General features: G+C 73.0%; 23 protein-coding genes. 13 read left to right on the top strand and 10 right to left on the bottom strand.

Going from position 1 to position 22,218, the window contains the following annotated elements; translation table 11 throughout:
• Positions 1 to 40: 40 nt before the first annotated feature.
• Both ACZ4QV_RS31010 and ACZ4QV_RS31005 read left to right on the top strand, forming a co-directional pair.
• Complete coding sequence (locus tag ACZ4QV_RS31010; RefSeq protein ID WP_467763693.1) at positions 41 to 1,771, top strand: AMP-binding protein; 1,731 nt, start codon at positions 41 to 43, stop codon at positions 1,769 to 1,771.
• The gene (locus tag ACZ4QV_RS31005) at positions 1,768 to 3,516 is read left to right on the top strand and encodes an AMP-binding protein (protein WP_361151747.1); all 1,749 of its coding nucleotides are present in this window, start codon (positions 1,768 to 1,770) and stop codon (positions 3,514 to 3,516) included. Before ACZ4QV_RS31010 ends, ACZ4QV_RS31005 begins: the two co-directional genes overlap by 4 nt.
• 45 nt (positions 3,517 to 3,561) lie before the next feature.
• Here the strand turns inward: ACZ4QV_RS31005 and ACZ4QV_RS31000 are convergent, their stop codons facing one another.
• From ACZ4QV_RS31000 to ACZ4QV_RS30980, 5 genes are all read right to left on the bottom strand, one after another.
• Positions 3,562 to 3,936, bottom strand: a complete 375-nt coding sequence (locus tag ACZ4QV_RS31000) for an MmcQ/YjbR family DNA-binding protein (RefSeq protein WP_361151750.1) — start codon at positions 3,934 to 3,936, stop codon at positions 3,562 to 3,564.
• A 53-nt stretch (positions 3,937 to 3,989) separates the two neighbouring features.
• Positions 3,990 to 5,033 carry a CopD family protein gene (locus tag ACZ4QV_RS30995; protein ID WP_361583444.1) on the bottom strand — a complete coding sequence of 348 codons (1,044 nt, stop codon included), beginning with the start codon at positions 5,031 to 5,033 and terminating at the stop codon, positions 3,990 to 3,992.
• 110 nt (positions 5,034 to 5,143) lie between these two features.
• On the bottom strand, positions 5,144 to 5,671 hold the full coding sequence (locus tag ACZ4QV_RS30990) for a GNAT family N-acetyltransferase (protein ID WP_361583447.1): 528 nt from the start codon (positions 5,669 to 5,671) through the stop codon (positions 5,144 to 5,146).
• Between the two features lie 502 nt (positions 5,672 to 6,173).
• Entirely contained in the window at positions 6,174 to 7,856 is a 1,683-nt protein-coding gene (locus ACZ4QV_RS30985; RefSeq protein ID WP_361615220.1) for a hypothetical protein, read from the bottom strand.
• Entirely contained in the window at positions 7,853 to 8,557 is a 705-nt protein-coding gene (locus tag ACZ4QV_RS30980) for an ABC transporter ATP-binding protein (protein WP_361151761.1), read from the bottom strand. The genes ACZ4QV_RS30985 and ACZ4QV_RS30980 overlap by 4 nt, the downstream gene beginning before the upstream one ends.
• A 253-nt stretch (positions 8,558 to 8,810) precedes the next feature.
• Here ACZ4QV_RS30980 and ACZ4QV_RS30975 point away from each other — a divergent pair, with 253 nt between their 5' ends.
• The 7 genes from ACZ4QV_RS30975 (at position 8,811) to ACZ4QV_RS30945 (ending at position 14,468) form a co-directional block, all read left to right on the top strand.
• The gene (locus ACZ4QV_RS30975; RefSeq protein ID WP_361615223.1) at positions 8,811 to 9,038 is read left to right on the top strand and encodes a hypothetical protein; all 228 of its coding nucleotides are present in this window, start codon (positions 8,811 to 8,813) and stop codon (positions 9,036 to 9,038) included.
• A 460-nt stretch (positions 9,039 to 9,498) separates the two neighbouring features.
• Positions 9,499 to 10,029 carry a hypothetical protein gene (locus ACZ4QV_RS30970; protein WP_361583457.1) on the top strand — a complete coding sequence of 177 codons (531 nt, stop codon included), beginning with the start codon at positions 9,499 to 9,501 and terminating at the stop codon, positions 10,027 to 10,029.
• A 110-nt stretch (positions 10,030 to 10,139) separates the two neighbouring features.
• Positions 10,140 to 11,030, top strand: coding sequence for a DUF4097 family beta strand repeat-containing protein (locus ACZ4QV_RS30965; protein WP_361151768.1), 891 nt, complete (start codon positions 10,140 to 10,142; stop codon positions 11,028 to 11,030).
• A 42-nt stretch (positions 11,031 to 11,072) separates the two neighbouring features.
• Positions 11,073 to 12,086 (top strand): ATP-binding cassette domain-containing protein, encoded by a 1,014-nt coding sequence (locus ACZ4QV_RS30960; protein WP_361151770.1) that lies wholly within the window; start codon positions 11,073 to 11,075, stop codon positions 12,084 to 12,086.
• Positions 12,086 to 12,877, top strand: a complete 792-nt coding sequence (locus ACZ4QV_RS30955) for an ABC transporter permease (protein ID WP_361151772.1) — start codon at positions 12,086 to 12,088, stop codon at positions 12,875 to 12,877. The genes ACZ4QV_RS30960 and ACZ4QV_RS30955 overlap by 1 nt, the downstream gene beginning before the upstream one ends.
• Before the next feature lie 85 nt (positions 12,878 to 12,962).
• Complete coding sequence (locus ACZ4QV_RS30950) at positions 12,963 to 14,231, top strand: cytochrome P450 (protein ID WP_361615227.1); 1,269 nt, start codon at positions 12,963 to 12,965, stop codon at positions 14,229 to 14,231.
• Between the two features lie 3 nt (positions 14,232 to 14,234).
• On the top strand, positions 14,235 to 14,468 hold the full coding sequence (locus ACZ4QV_RS30945; protein ID WP_361151778.1) for a ferredoxin: 234 nt from the start codon (positions 14,235 to 14,237) through the stop codon (positions 14,466 to 14,468).
• Between the two features lie 100 nt (positions 14,469 to 14,568).
• On the opposite strand, the gene ACZ4QV_RS30940 is transcribed toward ACZ4QV_RS30945, so the two are convergent.
• From ACZ4QV_RS30940 to ACZ4QV_RS30920, 5 genes are all read right to left on the bottom strand, one after another.
• A complete protein-coding gene (locus ACZ4QV_RS30940; protein ID WP_361151781.1) occupies positions 14,569 to 15,303 on the bottom strand; it encodes a hypothetical protein in 735 nt (244 codons plus the stop codon).
• Positions 15,304 to 15,792: 489 nt separating this feature from the next.
• Complete coding sequence (locus tag ACZ4QV_RS30935) at positions 15,793 to 17,262, bottom strand: catalase (protein ID WP_361151783.1); 1,470 nt, start codon at positions 17,260 to 17,262, stop codon at positions 15,793 to 15,795.
• Positions 17,263 to 17,477: 215 nt separating this feature from the next.
• Positions 17,478 to 18,491, bottom strand: coding sequence for a thiamine pyrophosphate-binding protein (locus ACZ4QV_RS30930; protein ID WP_361583470.1), 1,014 nt, complete (start codon positions 18,489 to 18,491; stop codon positions 17,478 to 17,480).
• Positions 18,492 to 18,495: 4 nt separating this feature from the next.
• Complete coding sequence (locus ACZ4QV_RS30925) at positions 18,496 to 19,389, bottom strand: 2-hydroxy-3-oxopropionate reductase (RefSeq protein WP_361151789.1); 894 nt, start codon at positions 19,387 to 19,389, stop codon at positions 18,496 to 18,498.
• A gap of 28 nt (positions 19,390 to 19,417) precedes the next feature.
• Positions 19,418 to 20,260: a TIM barrel protein gene (locus tag ACZ4QV_RS30920; protein WP_361151792.1), complete on the bottom strand. Its 843-nt coding sequence runs from the start codon at positions 20,258 to 20,260 to the stop codon at positions 19,418 to 19,420.
• A 187-nt stretch (positions 20,261 to 20,447) separates the two neighbouring features.
• Between ACZ4QV_RS30920 and ACZ4QV_RS30915 the strand changes: the two genes are divergently transcribed.
• The 4 genes from ACZ4QV_RS30915 to uraH all read left to right on the top strand — a co-directional run bounded on the left by ACZ4QV_RS30915 (position 20,448) and on the right by uraH (position 22,215).
• Positions 20,448 to 20,711, top strand: a complete 264-nt coding sequence (locus ACZ4QV_RS30915) for a YkoF family thiamine-binding protein (protein ID WP_361151794.1) — start codon at positions 20,448 to 20,450, stop codon at positions 20,709 to 20,711.
• Positions 20,708 to 21,088, top strand: coding sequence for a helix-turn-helix domain-containing protein (locus tag ACZ4QV_RS30910; RefSeq protein WP_361151797.1), 381 nt, complete (start codon positions 20,708 to 20,710; stop codon positions 21,086 to 21,088). The genes ACZ4QV_RS30915 and ACZ4QV_RS30910 overlap by 4 nt, the downstream gene beginning before the upstream one ends.
• 171 nt (positions 21,089 to 21,259) lie before the next feature.
• Positions 21,260 to 21,802, top strand: coding sequence for a 2-oxo-4-hydroxy-4-carboxy-5-ureidoimidazoline decarboxylase (uraD, locus tag ACZ4QV_RS30905; RefSeq protein ID WP_361151800.1), 543 nt, complete (start codon positions 21,260 to 21,262; stop codon positions 21,800 to 21,802).
• On the top strand, positions 21,799 to 22,215 hold the full coding sequence (gene uraH / locus ACZ4QV_RS30900) for a hydroxyisourate hydrolase (protein ID WP_361151802.1): 417 nt from the start codon (positions 21,799 to 21,801) through the stop codon (positions 22,213 to 22,215). Before uraD ends, uraH begins: the two co-directional genes overlap by 4 nt.
• Positions 22,216 to 22,218 lie beyond the last annotated feature (3 nt).

Here is a 22,218-nt window from a genome sequence, read left to right as displayed (position 1 = left end):
GGACACGGATACGACAGGTGCGACGGGTGGTACGGACGGTATGGGTGGGGTTAAGGGGGTTACGGAAGTGACGGGAGAGAGGACGTCCTCGGGTCCCACCGCCGAGTTCCGCGCGGCGCGGGACTTCCTCCTCCGCCACCGCGAGGACTACGACGCCGCCCGCGCGGGCTTCACCTGGCCCCGCCCCGCGTACTTCAACTGGGCGCTGGACTGGTTCGACCACATCGCCGACGGCAACGGCCGCACCGCCCTGCACATCGTCGAGGAGGACGGCACCCACACCCGCCGCACCTTCGACGAACTGCGCCGCGTCTCGGACCGGGCCGCCAACTGGCTGGCCGCGCAGGGCGTGCGCGCCGGCGACCGGATCGTGGTCATGCTCGGCAACCAGGCCGAGCTGTGGGAGACCGCCCTCGCGGCGATGAAGCTGCGCGCCGTCGTCATCCCCGCCACCCCGCTGCTCGGCCCGCTCGACCTGGCCGACCGCGTCGAGCGGGGCCGGGCCCGGCACGTGCTCGTACGGGCCGCGGACACCGGCAAGTTCGCCGGCGTGCCCGGCGACTACACCCGGATCGCGGTGGGCGGGGACGCCGGGACGGCCGCCGCGGGCTGGCTCGCCTACGAGGACGCGTACACCGCCCCCGAGACGTACGAGCCCACGGGCCCCACCCGGGCCGACGACCCCCTGATGCTCTACTTCACCTCCGGCACCACGGCCCGCCCGAAACTCGTCGAGCACACCCACACGTCCTACCCCGTCGGCCACTTGGCGACGATGTACTGGATCGGCCTGAAACCCGGCGACGTCCACCTGAACATCTCCTCACCCGGTTGGGCCAAGCACGCCTGGTCCAATCTCTTCGCCCCCTGGAACGCCGAAGCCACCGTCTTCATCCACAACTACACCCGCTTCGACGCGGCCCGGCTGACGGCCGAGATGGACCGGGCCGGCGTCACCAGCTTCTGCGCCCCGCCGACCGTGTGGCGGATGCTCATCCAGGCCGACCTGACCGCGCTGAAGAACCCGCCGCGGGAGATCGTCGCGGCCGGCGAGCCGCTCAACCCGGAGATCATCGAACGGGTACGGGAGGCGTGGGGCGTCACCATCCGCGACGGCTTCGGGCAGACCGAGACCGCCGTCCAGGTCGCCAACACCCCGGGCCAGCCCCTCAAACCGGGCTCCATGGGCCGTCCCACCCCCGGCTTCGAGGTCGTCCTGCTGGACCCGGTCACCGGCGAGCCCGCCGACGAGGGCGAGATCGCCCTGGACCTGTCGGCCCGGCCGGTCGGACTGACCACCGGCTACCACGGCGACCCGGAGCGCACCGCCGAGGCGATGGCCGACGGCTACTACCGCACCGGCGACATCGGTTCGCGCGACGCCGACGGCTACATTTTCTACACGGGCCGGAGCGACGACGTCTTCAAGGCATCCGACTACAAGATCTCACCCTTCGAGCTGGAGAGCGCACTGCTGGAGCACGAAGCGGTCGCCGAGGCCGCCGTGGTGCCGGCGCCGGACCCGGTACGGCTGGCCGTACCCAAGGCGTACGTGGTGCTGGCGGCCGGCTGGGAGCCTGGACCGGAGACCGCGGCGGAGCTCTTCGCGCACTCCCGCGCGGTGCTCGCCCCGTACAAGCGGGTCAAGCGGCTGGAGTTCGCCGACCTGCCCAAGACGGTCTCGGGCAAGATCCGCCGTGTGGAACTGCGCGAGCGCACCGCCGAAGAGGGCGGCGGCGCCGCCGAGTACCGAGAGGAAGACCACCGATGACCGACATGAGCAGGCCGCCGAGCCACCCGCCGGGACCGCGGGAGAGCGGCACGGAGCGCCGCCCGGAGGCGTACGCGCGGGGGGAGAGCGACCGGCCGCTGCTCGACCGCACCATCGGCGCCGACCTGGACCGGGCGATCGGCCGGTTCGGCGACCGCGAGGCGCTGGTCGACGTGGCGGGCGGGCGCCGCTGGACCTACGCGGAGCTGGGCCGGGCGGTGGACGAGGTGGCGCTCGGGCTGCTCGCCAAGGGCGTCCGCAAGGGCGACCGGGTCGGCATCTGGGCGCCCAACTGCCCCGAGTGGGTGCTGGTGCAGTACGCCACCGCCCGCATCGGCGCCATCATGGTCAACATCAATCCCGCCTACCGGGTGCACGAATTGGCGTACGTGCTCAAGCAGGCCGGGATGAGCGTGCTGGTCTCCGCCGTCGCGCACAGGAGCAGCGACTACCGGCGGATGATCGAACAGGTGCGGGCCGAGAGCCGGGCCCTGCGCGACGTGGTCTACATCGACGACCCCACCTGGGACGGTCTGCTGGCCGCCGGCGCCGGGGTGCCGCGGGAGAAGCTCGCCGCCTGCGCGAAGGAACTGTCGCCGTACGACCCGGTCAACATCCAGTACACTTCCGGCACCACCGGCTTCCCCAAGGGCGCCACCCTCTCCCACCACAACATCCTCAACAACGGCTTCTGGGTGGGCGAGACGGTCGGCTACACCGAGCACGACCGGGTCTGTCTGCCGGTGCCCTTCTACCACTGCTTCGGCATGGTCATGGGCAACCTCGGCGCCACCTCGCACGGCGCCTGCATCGTCATCCCGGCCCCCGCCTTCGACGCGCCGGCCACCCTGCGGGCCGTCCAGGAGGAGCGCTGCACGTCCCTGTACGGCGTACCGACGATGTTCATCGCCGAACTGGACCACCCGGACTTCGCCTCGTACGATCTGTCGTCGCTGCGCACCGGCATCATGGCGGGCTCGCCGTGTCCCGAGGAGGTGATGCGGCGGGTCGTCTCCGAGATGCACATGGCCGAGGTCTCCATCTGCTACGGCATGACCGAGACGTCCCCGGTCTCCACCCAGACCCGGCGCGACGACGACCTGGCGCACCGCACCGGCACGGTGGGCCGGGTGCTGCCGCACATCGAGGTCAAGGTGGTGGACCCGGCAACCGGCGCGACGGTACCGCGCGGCGAGCCGGGCGAACTGTGCACCCGCGGCTACAGCGTGATGCTGGGCTACTGGGAGGAGCCGGAGCGCACCGACGAGGCGATCGACGCGGAGCGCTGGATGCACACCGGCGACCTCGCGGTGATGAACGACGACGGGTACGTGCGGATCGTCGGCCGCATCAAGGACATGATCATCCGGGGTGGTGAGAACGTCTACCCGCGCGAGATCGAGGAGTTCCTCCACACCCATCCCAAGATCGCGGACGTGCAGGTGGTCGGCGTCCCGGACGCCAAGTACGGCGAGGAGATCGCCGCCTGCGTCATCCTGCGCGACACCGCGGACGGGCTCACCCGCGACGAGCTGGCCCGCTTCTGCCGCTCCCGCCTGGCGCACTACAAGGTGCCGCGGTACGTACACGTCCTCGACACCTTCCCGATGACGGTCAGCGGCAAGGTCAGGAAGATCGAGCTGCGGGAGCGGCTGGCGGCGCGGCTGACGCCGGAACCGGAGGCCGCGGCCGCACCGGCCGTCGCTCCGGAACCGTCCGGTCCCGTCGAAGCGGCGCACACCTGACGGCCGGACGCAACGGCCGGCACGGCCGGGCCGCGCGCCCTGGGATCAGGCGTGGCCCGGCCAGTCCAGCACGAGCTGCTGCGCACGCGGCAGCCGCGCGACGATGAGGTCGTACGAGTCCTCGATCATGTCCAGGACCAGCCGGTCGTCCAGTGTCCCTGTCAGTGAGACGGTGTTCCAGTGCCGCTTGTTGAGGTGGTGGCCCGGCACGACCTCGGGGTGCGCGGCCCGCAGCCGCTCCGCCAGGTCCGGATCGCACTTCAGGCTCACACTCAGCGGCCCGGCGTCCAGGCTGCTCAACGCGAAGATCTTCCCGCCGACCTTGAACGTGCACACCTCCTGGTTCCGGGGGAACGGGAACTCCTCGACCGCCCCGTTGAAGCCCAGGCAGACGGCCCGCAGCCGCTTCGCATCGAACATGCGGCCATTATCGCGCGCGAGCGGCACGGAAATGCGTGCGCACGGCGCGAGCCTCACGGCGCGGGCGGCAGCGGTACGGCGGTCAGAACGGCGGAAACCAGCACCACCGCGGCCAGCGCCACCACCTCCGCACGGGCCGGTCCGGTCGCCGCCCCCGGCAGCGCCACCTCCCGCCGCAACCGTCTGCGGGCTACCAGCGCCAGCCCGCTCACCACCAGGACGAGCACGAGTTTGACCAGCAGGACACGGCCGTACGCCGTGCCGAACGTCTCCGCGAGCGGCAGCCGGCGCAGTGTGCTGCACACACCGGTCACCGTGATCGCGGCGAACAGCAGCGCCGCCGGCCGCGCGTACCGCAGCAGCAACTCCCGCCCCGCCGCCGCGTCGTGCCGCCAGTGCCACCGGATCCGCAGCACGTGCAGCAGGCCGCCGGCCCACAGTGCCGTCGAGGTCAGGTGGGCGAGGGTGAGCGCGACGCCGATCTCCGGCGTGTCCGTCTCGGGGTGGGCCCGCAGCGCCTCGCCGATGACGACGGCGGCCAGCGGAACACCCGCCCATCCCGGACGGCCGGAGGCGGCACACAAGGCGGCGAGCAGAAAGGCGTTGGCTTCCAGGAGGGCCGACAGGCCGGGCCGGGTGGCGTACGCGTCGACCAGAGCCGGCCCCGACAGCCCCGCCAGAGGCGATCCGCGCCCCGCGATCAGCAGCAACTGCCCCACGGCCACCGCCGCTCCCACCCACGCGGCCCGTTTCGACCAGCCCCGCGGCAACCCGGCCGACGCGCCCCGCACACCCCGCGCGAGCCACGCCCCGGCCAGCTCGCCGGCCTGCACGCACAGCGCGGCCAGCAGCACCGCCCGCAGCAGCGCGGTGCCCCCGTCCCCGGGCAATCGGATCTCGTACGACTCGTCGACCACGAGCCCCGTACCGAGCAGGGGCACCAGGACGGCGACGCAGCCCGCCGCGGTGACGGCACAGACCCGCCGAGCGGGGGAGAGGCGCGCGGGCGCCCTGTCCGCGCCGGACACACCGCCGCCGTCGCCGCCCGTCGCGACAGGTTCGGGGGTGGGCGGTGAGACCGGTTGACGTGGATTCATCCCGCGATGGTCCCCGTCAGCCGAAGCGCCGGGCAACAGGGACGCACCGGCGAGTCACGCGACCAGGCCACCGGCCTCCGGCCGCCCGAGTCAGCCACCCCCTGCTCGCGTCAACCGTCCCGCCGCATGCAGACCCGCTTCCACCGGTCCAGCCCCAGCTCCGCCTCCCGGCGCCGGATCTCGCGCAGGCCCAGGGTGAGATCGGTGTCGGCCAGGACACGGAAGCCGAGCCGGGCGTAGTACGGGGCGTTCCACGGCACGTCCGCGAAGGTGGTGAGGGTGACCGACGGCAGCCCGCTGTCCCGCCGGGCCCGCTCGATGAGCGCCCGGCCGAGCCCGCGCCGCGCGCCGTCCGGGTGGACGGACACCTGCTCGATGTGCGCGCAGCCGTCGACCGGCTCCCAGAGCAGGTACGCGAGCGGCACACCGCCCGGTGCCACCCCGGCACAGGCGACCAGCGCCCGCCCCGCCTCCTGACAGCGCGCCAACTCCGGCAGCGAAGGCGGCTCGTCGTCGGCGATCGGCCCCATGCCCACGGCACGGAACGCCTCCCCGGCCGCACGCTCGATGTCGCGCAGGACGGGGAGGTCGTCGGGCACGGCCGGGCGGACGACGGGGCGGGGCTCCATGACGTTCATGGACATACCGTCGCAGGTGTCCCGGCGCACGGCAGCCGATTTTCGGATGCGGTTCTGCCTGCGGACGTGTCCGCGAGGTCGAGCACGCTTTCCTCGCCACCGGAGTTCACCCGGTGCAGCAGAATCCCGACCTGGACCGCAGCCGCCGGCGCGCCCGGCGTTCCTCCACGGTGGACCACCGGGCCACGGAACGGTACCGGTGGTGCCGGGGGCCCACCTGGCGCGGACGGGAAGCGGCCGTGGCCTCCCGGGCGTGCGCCGCTTCGGCCGGGCTGCGGGCGCTGTACCCGAGATCGCGGACGACCACGGGACGCCAAGGGCCGCCCGCGGTCCGGCGTCCCCGTTCCGGCTGCGGGAAGGGGAACAGTGATGGGCGGTACGTGCCACGGGCCCCGTCGGTAACCCGCCAGGCACCTCCTGGCGGGTTACCGGAATCCAGGCCCGCGCGTTCGTCGCTCACGTACACGCCCCTGCCGCCCGCGGCAGCCCTGACGGTGTCGAGTCAGTGTTTGACGAGCCGGTCCGCCGAGCGCACCACGAAGCACAGCAGACCGGCCGTGAGCAGGGCCGCCACGGTGGCCACGGAGGCCACGGACCGGGGGTCGAGGCCGTGGCCGAGGGCCGCGTTCAGGACGAGGACGAGGCCGGTGACCGACACGAGCGGTCCGGCGGCGTACCACGCGGCGAACACGAACGGTCCCGGGCCGCCCATCGGAGTGGCGCCGCCGACGAACAGCAGGTCGGTACGGGCCGGTCCGCGGCACGCGCCGAAGACCGCCGCCGCCGCGAACGGCACCGCGCACAGCGGCATGAGCAGGAGCGTCCACGCCGCGCCGGCCACCGCGTACGGCACGGCCGCGAGCAGGCCCAGCAGCGCGCCGAGCACCGCGGGCACGATCGCGTGATGCAGCATCAGCGTCCGCAGCCGGAACGGGGACCAGGCCGCCCGCCGTACGTTGTCGGTCTCCAGGCGGGCCGGTTCGGCGAGGGCGCCGACCGCCGCGTAGCCGCACAGCAGTCCCACGGCCAGGCCGAGGACGCGTTTCTCGCCCGCCGTCGCCGCGCCGAGCCCCGCCGCCGAGGCGGCAGCGGCCGTCCAGGCGACGGCGCGGCCCAGCCTTCCGGGCGCGCGCAGCAGGGCCAGCAGGTCGCGCCAGACGACGACCAGGTGCCGGTTCCGCGGTGCCGGCAGGCGGACCCAGCGCTTCGGTTCGTCGCCGCCGGCCTCCAGGACAGCCAGCTTCGCGGCCCGCAGTTCCAGGGCGAACACCCCGGACGTGACGGCCGTGGCCGTCGCCGCGCGGCTGCGCAGTTGGGCGTTGGGTACGTGGGCGGCGTCCCGGTGGGCGTACCGGACGGCCGCGGCGGTCACGGCCGCGAGGAGCACGGTCGCAACCGGCCATCCGTGCGCCGGTCCGCCCGTCACGGACACCACCGGCTGCGCCGCCCAGCCCCACGGGCCGGACCACAGTTCGGCCCGTTCCAGGGGCGCCCAGCGGTGGCCGGCGCCGGCCAGGGCGGCCTGGCCCGCGCCGAGGGCGAGCAGCAGGGCCGCGGGTGCGGTCGCGCGCCGTACGTACGGTGCCAGGTGCGGCCCGCGCTCCACCGCCATGCCGAGTGAGACGGCCAGCAGCGGCAGACAGACCGCCGCCGGCAGCAGGGCCAGGAACCCACCGCCGAACGAGGCCTGACCGGTGACCTGAAGGACCACGGCCACGGCCGCCGCCACCAGCAGCCCCGCCGCCACGGCCAGTCCGGCGGAGCGACGGAAGCCGGGGCGCAGCACCGCTCCGCGCCGTACGGGCTGGGCGAGGAGCCAGCCGACGGAAGGCCCGGACACCACGACCGGCCCGCGCCACAGCGCGTCGCGCGCGGCGAGTACGGCCAGCCCGAGGGTGACGGCGACGAAGGCGGCCGGCAGGGTGCGCTGGAGGTCGGCGCCGAGGCTGCCGTGGTCCGCGCCGAGCTTGAGTTCGCGCAGGAAGCGGTGGGCGTAGCCGCTGCCGTACCCCAGGGCCGCGAGGACGACGCAGTAGACGAGGACGGCGCGGTCGCGGCGGCGCTGCCGGTGGTGGGCGCGGCGCTTGGCGCGCAGCCAGTGCAGCGTCTCGGCGGTGCGGTCGTCGTCGGCCTCGTTCCACACGGCCTGCTCCCCGGCCTCCTCCGCAGAATCGCGTACGGTCATGAGCGGACGCCCAGCTTCGCCAGTACCTCGGCCGGGCTGCCGGTTTCGACGACCTCGCCGTCCTCCAGCGCGATCATGCGGTCGGCGACCTCCAGGGCCAGCTCCGCCTGGTGCGTGGCGAGCAGGACGGCCACGCCGTCCGCCTTCTCGGCGACCAGCAGGGCAGCCAGGCGCGCGCGGGCGTCGGGGTCCAGCCGCTGCTCGGGCTCGTCGAGGACGAGCAGGTCACGCGGCCGTACCAGCGCGGCGGCCAGCAGCAGCGACTGCAACTGGCCCGAGGAGAGCGAACCCGGCAGCGCGTGGGCGTGACCGGCCAGCCGGCGGTCGGCGAGCACCTGGTCGATCCATGCCTGGGCGTCGTCCACGGCATGCGCCACGGTGACGAGTTCCAGGTGTTCGCGGACGGTCAGGTCGGGGTAGCAGGCGACGCTGTCGCCGACCACCGCGACCCGCGCCCGTACCTCCGGGTCGTCCTCGGCGACCTTGCGGCCCGCGAACCGGGCCGTGCCGGTGGTCGGCGCGTCCCGGCCGCACGCGATGCGCAGCAGGGTGGACTTGCCGGACCCGTTGTGGCCGAACAGGGCCGTGCAGCTCCCGGCGGCCAGGTCGAGGTCGATCGGGTGCAGCGCCTGCCGGTCGCCGTAGCGACGGCTGACGCCGCGCAGTTGCAGCAGCGCGTTCGCGCTGGTCCTGGCCTTCATGGGGGTGCTTTCCGTCCGCGGGTCGGGTCGCCTCCGACCTTAGATCCCGTGTCCGGGGCGCGGCCGGGCGCCCGCCCAGGTACGCGGCAGGCCCGGCGGCGTCCGGCGTCCGGCGTCCGGCAGCCGGGCCTGGCCGGGGTCGGTCCGCGCCGTCAGCCGACCAGTTCGTGGTCGCGCGGTACGAAGGCGCTGGGCGTACGCCTCCGGCATCCGGCTCACCCGGAACACCTCGTAGTCCGTCGCGAGGCCCGAGGTGGGGGAGCAGCGCGTCGTCGTCGTGGGTCCGGGAGAAGTCGACGAACATCGCGATCTGGCCGGTGACCGGGACTTCGGCGCCGGGGTGGCGCAGGACGTGACCGGCCCGCCGGGAGCCGAGGCCGGGCTGGTGGCGGGCTTCCTTCGCCGCGTGCCTGGCGGCCTGGTGCTGACCGCGGGCACCGGGCGGCTTGCCGGAGACGTGCTCGCGGTCCCGGCGGCGTAGGACCTCGACCGGCGCTGAGCCGAGCAGCGCCGGTACGACGGTGAGGGCGACGAGGACGGCGACAGCGATGGCTACGGCGACAGTGTCCGCAGCGCTGGAAGGGCGGAAGAGGTGCAGGCCGAACGGGGCGGGCCTCGGCAAGGACTCGGCGCGACGGCGGCGCGGCTTCGGCACGAGCGTCAGGCCGGTGTCGGTGGTCGGAGGAGTAATGGCGCCAGCCGGCGGCGGCATGGCGCCATAACGGCGTTTCGCTGGTGCAATGCCGTGATGCGGCGCGGGAAGCCCCTCCGTGCGCGCGGCGTCGCCGTGGTGTCGCTGTGGCGCCATCGCCAGCATCGGCCTGTCAGTGCGGCATCAGGGCGCGCCGATTCACCCGTGAACCTGCTGGTCGCAGCCTTGAGCGACAAAAGAACGCCAATCTGGCTCGCCAGTGGTGCCATTGATGTGCCATGATGACGCCATGGACCTGACGCCCTACGTCGACAACCTCCGGCAGGAGCTGGCTGTCGCCGCGGAGACCGGCGGCGACGACTCCCGCGCCCTCGCCGAGCGGCTCGCCGCGCCCCTGGAATCCGCCGCCCGCCTGACCCTCCTGGACGCGCTGTCCGCCGCCATGGGCGAGGTCACGCGGGAACTGGCGCCGGGCTCGGTCGACGTACGGCTGCGGGGCCTGGACCCGGAGTTCGTGGTGACGGCGCCGCCCGTACCCGAACCGTTCCGGGAGGCGCGGGAGCCGGTCACGGCACCCGGCGCGGCGATACCGTCACCGCCGCCCGCGGACCCCGACGACGGTGCCGTGGCGCGGATCAACTTCCGGCTCCCCGCCCACCTCAAGGTCCGAGCCGAGGGCGCCGCGACCGTGGAGGGTTTGTCGGTCAACGCCTGGCTGGTGCGGGCCGTGTCCACCGCCCTCGACGGCGGGGAGCGCGCCGGCCCGACGGACCGCGGCCCGGACCCGGACAACCAGGGCCTCGTCGGCTGGGCCCGCTAGAGCCCCGCCCCACCCCACTTCCACCGGCCGGGGACACCGGCCCCGCCGACCCGCTCAGCACCCGCCTCACCAGCGGGAACAACCACTCACGTCAAGAGGACGGGACAGCCATGCCTACGTTCGAGACCCCGGAACCGATCATCGCCACCCTGGAGCTGGACTGCGGCACCGCCCGCATCACCGCGGGCAAGCGCACCGACACCGTCGTGGAGGTGCTGCCGCGCAACGGAGCCGACGACAACGACATGCGCGCCGTGCAGCAGACCCAGGTCACCTGCTCGGGCGGTCGCCTCTCGGTCAAGACGCCCAAGAAGCGGTCCCTGTTCGGCAAGCCGGGCGCCGTCGAGGTGAGCGTCGAACTGCCCGCGGGGTCGGAGGTCCGGGGCTCCACGGGCATGGGCCACTTCCACTGCGCAGGCCGCTTCGGGAACGTCACGCTCAAGACCTCGCTCGGCGACCTCCAGATCGACGAGGTGGCCGGCGGCGACCTCAAGACCGACCTCGGCGACATCCGCCTGGACCGCTCGGCCGGACACATCGAGATCACCGGCGCGGGCCGGATCGAGGTCGGAGCCGTCACCGGTACGGCGACCGTCAAGAACGGCAACGGCGCGACCAGGATCGCCGAGGTCGCCGGGGACCTGAAGACCAGCGCGGCCAACGGTGACATCTCCGTCGGTACCGCGCACGGCAGCGTCGGCGCCAAGTGCGCCAACGGCCGCATCGACATCGACGTCGCCCTGGCCGGGGTCGACGCTTCCTCCTCCTGCGGCGGCATCCGCGTCGGCGACGTCGTCCGCGGCCGGATCGACCTGCGCACCTCCGTCGGCGACCTCCTCGTGGGCATTCACGAGGGCACCGCGGCCTGGCTCGACCTGAACACCAAGTACGGCGCCGTACGCAACGAACTCGGCTCCGCCGCCGGCCCCGCGGACTCCGACGAGACCGTCGAGGTGCACGCCCGTACCGCGACCGGTGACGTCGTCGTCCGTCGCGCCTGACCGCACGTACGCCCACCGCACCGCACCCGAAGGGACAGCGGCATGACCGTCACTCAGATCTCCGCGCCGATCGCCGTGGACACCACGGCACCGGCGATCGCCGCCACCGGACTGCGCAAGTCCTACGGCGACAAGCTCGTGCTCGACGGCATCGACCTGAACATCGCCGAAGGCACCATTTTCGCCCTGCTCGGGCCCAACGGCGCCGGCAAGACCACCACCGTGGAGATCCTCTCCACCCTCATCGACGCCGACGCGGGCGACGCCTGGATCGCGGGCCGCCATCTGACCCGGGCCGCCGACGCGGTGCGCTCCGCGATCGGCGTCACCGGCCAGTTCTCGGCCGTCGACAACCTGCTGACCGCCGAGGAGAACCTCCTCCTCATGGCGGACCTGCACCACCTCGACCGGCGCGAGGGCAAGCGGCGGGCCAAGGACCTGCTGCGCCGCTTCGACCTGTCCGAGGTGGCGCGCAAGACCGCCGCCACCTTCTCCGGCGGTATGCGGCGCAAGCTGGACCTGGCGATGACCCTGGTCGGCGATCCGCGGATCATCTTCCTCGACGAGCCCACCACCGGGCTCGACCCGCGCAGCCGCCGCACCATGTGGGAGATCATCCGGAACCTGGTCGCCGACGACGGCGTGACCATCTTCCTGACCACCCAGTACCTCGAAGAGGCCGACCAGCTCGCGGACCGCATCGCCGTGCTGGACCACGGCAAGCTGATCGCCGAGGGCACCGCCGACGAGCTCAAGCAGCGCATCCCCGGCGGCCACATCCGGGTGCGGTTCGCCGACGCCCGGGCCCTGGACACCGCCGCGGGCGTCTTCGGCCTCGCCACGCGGGACGAGGAAGCCCTCACCCTGCGGATCCCCGGCGACAGCTCCGTCACCACCCTGCGAGCCGTCCTGGACACCCTGGAGACGACCGCCGTACGGGCCGAGTCGCTCACCGTGCACACCCCCGATCTGGACGACGTGTTCCTGACCCTCACCGGTCAGCCCCGCCCCGCCGGCACCGCCGGCACCGCCGCACCGACCGAGGAGAACGTCTGATGGCCACCCTGTCCTACGCGGTCCGGGACTCCAGGACGATGCTGCGGCGCAACCTCAAGAAGGCGCTGCGCTACCCGTCCCTGACGCTCACCGTCGTCATCATGCCCGTCATGATGCTGCTGCTGTTCAACTACGCCTTCGGCACCGCCTTGGGCAGCGGCATCGGGGCGTCGGCCGCCGGGGGCGGCGAGTACATCGACTACCTCGCGCCCGGCATCATCCTGATGGCCGCCACCTCCGGCGCCCTGACCACCGCGATCAGCGTCTGCATGGACAAGACCGAAGGCATCGTCAACCGCTTCCGTACGATGCCGATCTCCCGCGCCTCGTTCCTGACCGGCCATGTCGTCGGCAGCCTGATCCAGACGATGATCAGCATCGTCCTCGTCGTCGCCGTCGCGCTCCTGGTGGGCTTCCGCCCCGCCGCCACCCCCGTCGAATGGCTCGCCGCCCTCGGCCTGCTCGCCCTGCTCACCCTGGCGCTGACCTGGCTCGCCGCCGGTATCGGCCTGGTCGCCAAGAACCCCGAGACGGCCAGCAACATCCCGATGCCGCTGACGTTCCTGCCGTTCCTCGGCAGTGCCATCGTGCCGACCGAGTCGATGCCGACCGCCCTGCGCTGGTTCGCCGAGTACCAGCCGTTCACGCCGATCATCGACACCCTGCGCGGCCTGTGGCTCGGCACGGAGATCGGCGGCAGCGCGGTCACCGGACTCGCCTGGTGCGTCGGCCTCACCCTGGTCGGCTACGTCTGGGCGCGCCGCACCTTCAAGTCCGGGGCCAAGCGCTGACACGGTCCCGCACCACCGGCTCCGAGCGGTGACCCGCCCCAGCCGCCAGCACGTTCACCAGCACCGACCACCACTGGAGAACCCCATGTCGCACGACCCGACAGCCGCCGGATCCCTTCCCGACACCACCGACCACCCCACCGACGACACCACCGCCGAAGAACTGCCCACCCTGCCCACCGACCGCCGCACCGGCTGCCCCTTCGACCCGCCCGCCGAACTCACCGCGCTGAGCGACGAGCCGCTGCGCCGCCTGCGCTACGTCGACGGGCACTCCGGCTGGCTGGCCACCGGACACGCGGCGGCCCGCGCGATCCTGTCCGACCCGCGCTTCAGCGCCCGTTACGAACACCTGCACCTGCCGATGCCGCTGTCCGGCATGGAGGGGGTGACGGAGATGCAGCCGGCACCGGTCGGTGACTTCCTCGGCCTCGACGCCCCCGAGCACACCCGCTTCCGGCGGCTGCTCACCGGCAAGTTCACGGTCCGCAGGATGCGCCAGCTCTCCGAGCGCGTCGCGCAGTTCACGGACGAGTGCCTGGACGCCATGGAGCAGGCCGGACCCGCCGTCGACCTGGTGGAGGCGTTCGCGCGGCCGATACCCGCGCTCGTGATCTGCGAACTGCTCGGCGTGCCGTACGCGGACCGGGACCGCTTCCAGCAGCACGTGGCGACCCTCTTCGACCAGGCGGCGGACGTGGCGGCGAAGGGCGAGGCGTTCGCCGCCGTCGGCCGGTTCATGGGGGAACTCGTGGCCGCCAAGCGCGCCGCGCCGACCGACGATCTGCTCAGCGATCTGACCTCCTCCGACCTCACGGAGGAGGAACTGATCGGAGTCGGCGGGGTGCTGCTGGCCGCCGGACTCGACACCACCGCGAACATGCTCGGCCTCGGCACCTTCGCCCTGCTGAGCAACCCCGACCAACTCACGGCCCTGAGCGCCGACCCGGGCCTCGCGGAGCAGGCCGTCGAGGAACTGCTGCGCTACCTCAGCGTGGCCGACCCCATCCTGCGCTCCGCCCTCGAAGACGTCGAGGTGGAAGGCCGGCTGGTCAAGGCCGGTGAGACGGTGACCGTTTCGGTCCAGGCCGCCAACCGCGACCCGCGCAGGTTCCCCGGCCCCGACCGGCTGGACATCCACCGCAAGGCCACCGGACACCTGGCCTTCGGCCACGGCGCCCACCAGTGCCTCGGCCAGCAGCTCGCCCGCGTAGAGATGGCCGTCGCGTTCCCGGCGCTCCTCGCCCGCTTCCCCACCCTGCGCCTCGCGGTGCCGCCGCACGAGGTGCCGCTGCGCGACCGCGCCAACATCTACGGCGTGGTCAGCCTGCCCGTCACCTGGGACAAGGAGTAGCCCATGAGCGACCCACGCGAACCGCTGCGCCTCGGCGCCGACCGTGACCGCTGCGTAGGCGCCGGCATGTGCGCCCTGACGGCGCCCGGCGTCTTCGACCAGGACGACGAGGAGGGTCTGGTGGTCGTCCTGGACGCCGCGCCGGCCCCCGGACACCGGGCCGCCGCCCGGATGGCCGCCGGCCTCTGCCCGGCCGGAGCCATCACCGTGGCCTCCGCGGAGGCCGAGGGCCCGTAGCACCGGGGCAGCCCCGGACCGAGAACCCCGCACCGCGCGCCGGTGGGGGGCTCTCGTGTGCCCGACGGCCGTCCCCCGGCACCGGATCCGCGCGGCCGCCCTACCGGCCCGTACCGTCCCTGATCAGTTCGTCGGCCGGGTCGTTGACCGGCTGCGGGGTGCCCGTGAGGTCCATGACGAACAGCGGTATGTGCAGTGCGTCGGCGCGGGCGCGGGCGTCGCGGGAGTAGCCCGCCAGGGAGAAGCAGACGGCGACCGCGGAGTCGTTGAGCGCGTTGAGCCACAGGCACTCGACCTCCCGCAGCTTGGTCGCGCGGGTCGTCGGGTCGACCTGGGCCACCAGCCCGGAGCCGCGCAGATCCACGCCCGACGTGGTGCGTTCCGGCACCCGCGCGATGTCGGTGAAGCCCAGCCATTTCAGGTACTGGGCGGCGGCGGTGACACAGTCGCCGGCCGTACGGATGGTGACCGGACGGAAGGCGGGACGCAGCACCGGCGGCCGGCGGGGCGGCCCGCCGGGCGGTGCCGACGCGGGGCCGCCGGGGGCGGGCGGGTCGGGCGGCGGCGGGTTCGGTACCGGTACGACGGGGACGCGTACCACCGTCCCGCACGCGCAGCCGGACTCCGGCGCCGGCCACTCGTCGAGCCGTCCGCAGGTCTCGCAGCGCACCTCCACCCAGGAGCTCTGCCACGTCCGGTGCAGGATCTCCACGGGTATGCCGCCGCGCAGCACCGGCAGGGTCAGCGGGGCGCCGCACGCGCACGGGAAGGTGGGCGGGGTGAACGCGTTCTCGCGGCGGCACGTCGGGCAGCGCACCGGCACGCTGTCGGCCATGGCGGCTCCTGGCAGGTAGGTCGGCAGACAGGTTCTGCTGCTGCCGTCCATGGTCCTCCACCGGCTCGCGCCGGGGAGGCTCAGGGTGCGAGGCCGACATTACCGCAGACATATGCGCGCGGACCCGGCTTTCCGCGATCGTGCGGCAGGGCAGGGCCCGTGGGCGATGGTGCCGCCCGGCGGCACGGGAGATGGGCGCGACAGGACAATCGCACCGCCGGGCGGAGCTTCGGGGGAGGGAGAGAGAAGCAGCGCGACGCGGGCTCCGCGGCGCTGTCGGGGAGACGGACCGTCCTTCCTTCGGACGGGCACGACCACCGCACCGGTGTCTCCCGGGGAACCGGGCCGCGCGGGCCGTCGGCTCCCTGACCGTACGCCGCGGAGCCCCGCGCCGCCGTACCGTACCGGCCGGCCACCCCTCAGCGGACCGGCCGGTACGGACGCGCGAGGGGCCGGACCTCCCGTCGGGCCCCTCGCGCCGATCCGGGATCAGTCCTCGCGCAGCTCGTGCAGCGCGGCCTCGACGCGCTTGCCGTACTCCGGGTCGGCCGCGTGGAAGTGGGCGAGGTTCTTCTCGACCACGTCGTCCCGGGAGACCTGCGCCAGGCCCCCGGCGATGTTCGCCACCAGGCGGTTCTTCTCGTCCTCCGACATCAGCCGGTACAACTCGCCGGCCTGGAAGAAGTCGTCGTCCTTGGCGTGCGCCGGGGCCGCGTGGGTGCCGGTGTGGCCGGTCAGCGCGAGCGGCGCGGACAGCGGCTGGTCCGACTGCGCGGGACCGGAGTAGGAGTTGGGCTCGTAGTTCTTGGCATGCCGGTCGTAGGCGTTGGACGCCATCAGACCGTCCCGGCCGTAATTGTCCGCCACGGTCGCCTTCGGCGCGTTGACCGGCAGTTGGGTGTGGTTGACGCCCAGGCGGTAGCGGTGCGCGTCGGCGTAGGCGAAGAGCCGGCCCTGGAGCATCTTGTCCGGGGACGGGCCGATGCCGGGCACGAAGTTGTTGGGCGAGAACGCGGACTGCTCGACCTCGGCGAAGACGTTGTCGGGGTTGCGGTCCAGGACGAGGCGGCCGACCCGCTGGAGCGGGTAGTCGGCGTGCGGCCACACCTTGGTCAGGTCGAACGGGTTGAAGCGGTAGTCCGCCGCCTCGGCCGCCGGCATGATCTGCACGTACAGCGTCCAGGACGGGTACACACCGCGCTCGATGGACTGGAGCAGATCGGTCTGGTGGCTGTTGGGGTCCTTGCCGGACAGCTCGGCGCCCTGGGCGGCGTCCAGGCAGCGGATGCCCTGGTTGGTCTTGAAGTGGTACTTGACGAAGAAGGCCGCACCGGCGGCGTTCGTCCACTGGTAGGTGTGCGAGCCGTAGCCGTTCATGTGCCGGTAGGAGGCCGGGATGCCGCGGTCGCCCATCAGCCAGGTGATCTGGTGGGTGGCCTCGGGGGAGTGGGCCCAGAAGTCCCAGACGTTGTCCGGCTCCTGCTTTCCGGTGAACGGGTCGCGCTTCTGCGAGTGGATGAAGTCCGGGAACTTCAGCGGGTCCTTGATGAAGAAGACCGGGGTGTTGTTGCCGACGAGGTCGTAATTGCCCTCCTCGGTGTAGAACTTGACCGCGAAGCCGCGCGGGTCGCGGGCGGCGTCCGGGCCGCCGAGGTTGTCGGCGACGGTCGAGAAGCGGATGAACAGCTCGGTGCGCCGGCCGACCGCGCCCAGGAAGTCGGCGCGGGTGAACCCGGTGACGTCGTCGGTCACTTCGAAGTACCCGTACGCGCCGGAGCCGCGGGCGTGCACGACGCGCTCCGGGATGCGCTCGCGGTTGAAGCGGGCGAGCTTCTCCAGGAGGTGCTGGTCCTGGAGGAGCAGCGGGCCGCCGACGCCGGCGGTGGCGGAGTTCTGGTTGTCGGCGATCGGAGCGCCGGCTTCCGTGGTGAGACGGCGCGTCGTCGTGGGCTTCGGCATGGTGACCTTCCGTACGAGAGCGCGGAAGTCGGCTTCCGCATGTGGGAGCGTAAGGAGCACCCCCACCTCCGTCAACACTTTGTTGAAAAGTTGCCGGGCGGTGCTCGGAGGGGGTGCGGGAGCGGCTCACGGGCGCGCTCGGGGTGTTCCCGGCGGCGGCGCCTGGGCGCGACAGGACAGGTGTCGGCGCCGCCGCCGGGAAGTCTCGGGGAGGCTCACGCCTCGTGCGGGGAGCGCGGGTGCGGGACGCGCGCGACGAGCGCCTGCGTACGTGCGGTGGCACGTACTCCGGCCGGGGTGTGCGCGGCGATCAGCAGCAGGACCGGGCGCGCGGTTGTCACGCACTCTTTGCGGGCCCAGGTGATCGCGGACCGCAGGCCGCCGCGGCCGTCCACCCGGTGCCCCGAGCAGCCGTGGGCCCGCATCAGCTCCCGTGCCCGTCCGCCGCCCCGGCCGCCGGGGTCGAACGCGGCCAGTACGAACGGTACTTCGTACCTCGCCGCCACCCCCAAACTACCTGCCGCATAAGGCAGTTGGTCGGCGCGGACCAGCGCGACGACTGTGGTGCCCCGGTGGCCCGACGCGTCCAACGCCACCCGTACACCGACCGCGGCCGATACCTGCCGGCCGGGCGGCCCGCCCCACCCGCACACCACGTACCGGCGGGTGCGGAGCGACGCCCGGCGCGTGCGGCGGTCGTCGGCCGGCCTGCCGTGCTGCTCGTCCACCGCGTCGAGCGGGATGTCGTGGGCGGCCGTCGCGTACGGCAGGTCGATCAGTACGGGCCCGGGGCGGCCCGCCCGCGCCGTCCGGAAGGCCGCGCGGAGAGCCTGCGGCACCCGGGCCGGGTCCTCGACCTGTACGGCGGCCTTGGCCACCGGCCGGGCCGACCGGACGAGGGCCGCGGCCGGTACGGCTGCGCCGCCCCCGCCGGGCGGTGCGGTCCGGCCGGTCACGCAGACCAGCGGAACCGCGTCCGCGTGGGCCGTGCGCAGCCCGGCGAGCAGGCCGTCGAGGCCCGCGCCGGACCTGACGCCGGTCCGCTCCGGCTCCTCCGGGGCCGCGACGACGACACCGGTCCGCCCGCTCGTACGGGCCCAGCCGTCCGCCATGTGCACCGCGTCCACCTCATGCTGCGCCATCAGGTGGCGGGAGCCGTGGGCCCGTTCCAGCGCCCCGTACCACGGCAGGGCGGTGGCGCCGGGGGAGCCGAAGACGTGGACGGGCACGGTGTCAGCCGCTGGTGTGGCCGGAGAGGCGCTCGACGCCGCGCAGGAGGGCGGAGTGGTCGAGGCCGCCGTCGCCCTGGGCGCGCAGGGCGGCGACCAGGCCGGCGACGACGCCGCCGACGGGCAGCGCGGCTCCGACGGTGCGGGCGGCGTCGGTGACGATGCCCATGTCCTTGTGGTGCAGGTCGATACGGAAGCCGGGCGCGAACTCGCGGCTCAGGAAATTGTCCTTCTTGCGGGTCAGTACGGTCGAGCCGGCCAGCCCGCCGTTGAGGACGTCGAGGGCGGCGGCCAGGTCGACGCCGGACTTCTCCAGGAAGACGACGGCTTCGGCGCAGGCCTGGATGTTGACCGCGACGATGAGCTGGTTGGCGGCCTTGACGGTCTGCCCGGCGCCGTGCGGACCGCAGCGCACGATGGTCTTGCCGAGCGCCTCGAAGACCGGGTACGCGGCGTCGAAGTCCTCCTGGGCCCCGCCGACCATGATGGACAGGACGGCCTCGACGGCGCCGGCCTCACCGCCGGAGACCGGGGCGTCCAGCACCCTGATCCCCTTGCCGGCCGCGGCGGCGGCCAGGTCGACGGAGGTCTGCGGGGTGATCGAGGACATGTCGATCAGCAGCGCCCCGCGCCGGGCGTTGTCCAGGATGCCGTCGGGGCCGTAGGCGATGGCCTCGACCTGCGGGGAGGCGGGCACCATGGTGATGATGACGTCCGCTTCCCGGACCGCCTCGGCGATCGAGGCGGCGGGAGTGCCGCCGGCGGCGGCGAGCCGGTCGAGCTTGTCCTGTTCGAGGGTGTGGCCGGTGACCGGGTAGCCGGCCTTGATCAGGTTTTCGGCCATGGGCGCGCCCATGATGCCCAGCCCGATCCAGGCGATCTTCGGAAGAGTGCTCATGTACGGGGTGCCTTTCGCGAAACGGGATTCAGTGGGCGGCGGCGCGCAGCGGGCGGGGCAGCCAGGCGAACGCGCCGGCGCTGGGGGTGTCACCCGGCTTGTACTCCAGGCCGATCCAGCCGTCGTAGCCGTTCTTGCGCAGCCGGTCGAGGAGGTCTTCGAAGGGGAGGGTGCCGGTGCCGGGGGCGCCGCGGCCGGGGTTGTCGGCGATCTGGACGTGGCCGGTCCTGCCGGTGTGGCGGTCGATGACCTCCTCCAGGTCCTCGCCGTTCATCGACAGGTGGTACAGGTCCATCAGGAACCGGGCGTTGTCCAGGCCGGTGGCCGCGTTGACCGCGTCGACGACCTCGATCGCCTTGGGCGCCGAGACGATCGGGCAGTCGGGCGACTCCGGCGCGTTCAGCGCCTCGATCAGCAGCGTGGCGCCCACCCGGTGCGCGGCTCGGGCGGCCAGTGTCAGGTTCTCCAGGGCCAGGGCGTCCTGGACGGCCGGGTCCGCGCCCTCGACGCGGTTGCCGTACAGGGCGTTGAGCGCGGTGCAGCCCAGCGACTGCGCGAAGTCCGCGGCCACCTCCACGTTGGCCCGGAAACGCTCGGACTCCTCCCCGGGGACGGACAGGGCGCCGCGGTCGGGACCGGGCAACTGCCCGGCGTAGAAGTTCAGCCCGACCAGCCGGGTGCCCGCGTCGCACAGGGCGTCGCGCAGCGCGTCCAGCTCCCGCTGCTCGGGCACCGGGGCGTCCACCCACGGCCACCACAGCTCCACCGCGCCGAATCCGGCGGCCGCGGCGGCCGCCGGGCGTTCCAGCAGCGGCAGCTCGGTGAACAGGATCGACAGATTGACGTTGAAACGCGCGTCCGAGAAGCCCATGAGGGAAGAGCGCCCTTCCGTATTGCGGAACTTTCTTTCTGCTGATTGGAACATTGCCTGCGGATCTCGCGACCTGTCAAGGGGGTCGCGCGAGCGGCGGGGCACGGCGGCGGTTCGCCGCCCTCCTGTGCGCGGGGAGTTCCGGGGGCCTGGACGGGGCGCCGTCCGGCGGCGCTAGTTTGGGGGCATGGTGCGATTGCGAGTGGAATTCACGACGGAACCGTTCGACCTGGACGAAGCGCCCGCCCACGCGGTCGTGGGGCGCGACATCATCACGGGCGCCGGGCTGGACGCCGTCGACGTCGGCCCGTTCGGCAACACCGCCGAGGGGGAGGAGGAGAAGGTGCTCTCCGCGGTGGACGCGCTGCTGCGCAAGTCCCTGGAGGCCGGCGCCACCCGCGTCTCCCTCCAGGTCAACGTGATCGCGCCGGCCGGGGAGGACGCCACGTGACCGAGCCTGCCGACCACCCGTTCGTCCGGGCGGTGAAGCCGCTGGTGGACGCCATGGGCGCGGAGATGGTCGCGCCGGAGCAGGCGCGGGGTGACGATGTCGTCCTGGCCTGGGAGGGGCGGGACCGGGTCGCGGTACGGCTGCCGCACCTGGCCGAGTCGCTGGACCACCTCCTCGCCGAGCTGGAGCGCCGGCACGGGGTGCCGCTCAGCGATCTGGACCGCCGCACCAAGCAGTCGGTGGTGCGCATCCTGGAGGCGCGGGGCGCGTTCTCCGTACGCCACGGGGTCGAGACGGTCGCCGGTGCGCTCGGCGTCAGCCGCTTCACCGTCTACAACTACCTGAACAGGGACAACGCGGCGAAGGGTGCCGACTGACCCAGAAATGGTGCCAGTTGGGCACTTGCGCACATGCCGCCGTCCGGGTGAACCGGACGGCGGCTTTCTTGTTGCCGAGTTTTCAACAAAGTGTTGACGTGATGTTGCCGGAGGTCTTAGCTGTTTCCAGCCAAGCAGAGCCCGTACCGCACCAGGCCACGGAGGCTTCCCGTGTCTTCGAATCCGACGCCGGGTCTCGCCCGGTTCAACGCCGCAGCCGAGCGTACGGCCCGTGCCGCACTGCGCGAGGCGTGCGCCAGCGAAGCGTGGGGGAGCAGACTTCTCGACCGGCGCCCGTACCCCAGCACCGACGCCCTGTTCGCCGCCAGCGACGCCGCCATGGCCGAGCTGACCGCGGCGGACCTGGCCGAGGCGATGGCCGGACACCCACCCATCGGCCGGCCCGCACCGGGCGACGCCACGTCCTCCCGCGAACAGCGGGGAATGTCGGCGGCCGGGGACGACCTCAAGGCGGAGATGCTCGAACTGAACCTCGCGTATCAGGAGAAGTTCGGGCACGTCTTCCTGATCTGCGCCACCGGACGGACCGGTGAGCAGATGCGGGACGCCGCCCGTAACCGGTTGGACAACACGCCGGAACAAGAACGCGAGATCGTCCGTACCGAACTGGGCAAGATCAATCGCATCCGGCTGGGCCGCCTCGTCGAGGACGCGGCTGACCCGGCAGACGCCGCAGAAGGAGCGCGACCATGAGCAGCGAGACGGCCCGGCACGACCCCTCGGTGTCCACGCACATCCTGGACACCAGCGTGGGCCGCCCCGTGGAAGGCATCGCCCTCACGCTCTCGGCGCGCTCCGGACCCGGCGGGGTCTGGAAGGAGCACGGCACCTCCAAGACCGACGCGGACGGACGCTGCAAGGACCTGCCGGCGCTGCCGCAGGGCACCACCCACGTACGCCTCGACTTCGACACCGAGGCGTACCTCGCCAGCAAGGCCGCAACGGCCGACCAGCAAGCCGAGGAACAGCAGGACGCCCCCCGCGTAAGGGACAGCGGAGCCTTCTTCCCGGAGGTGGCGATCACCTTCGCCGTCCAGCCGGGTGAGCACTATCACGTACCGCTGCTGCTCAACCCGTTCGGCTACTCCGTATACCGAGGGAGCTAGCAC

This window comes from Streptomyces sp. NPDC026394 (assembly GCF_055567735.1).
The sequence above is the reverse complement of the archived record's forward strand: the minus strand, read 5'-3'. Positions and strand labels throughout refer to the sequence as shown.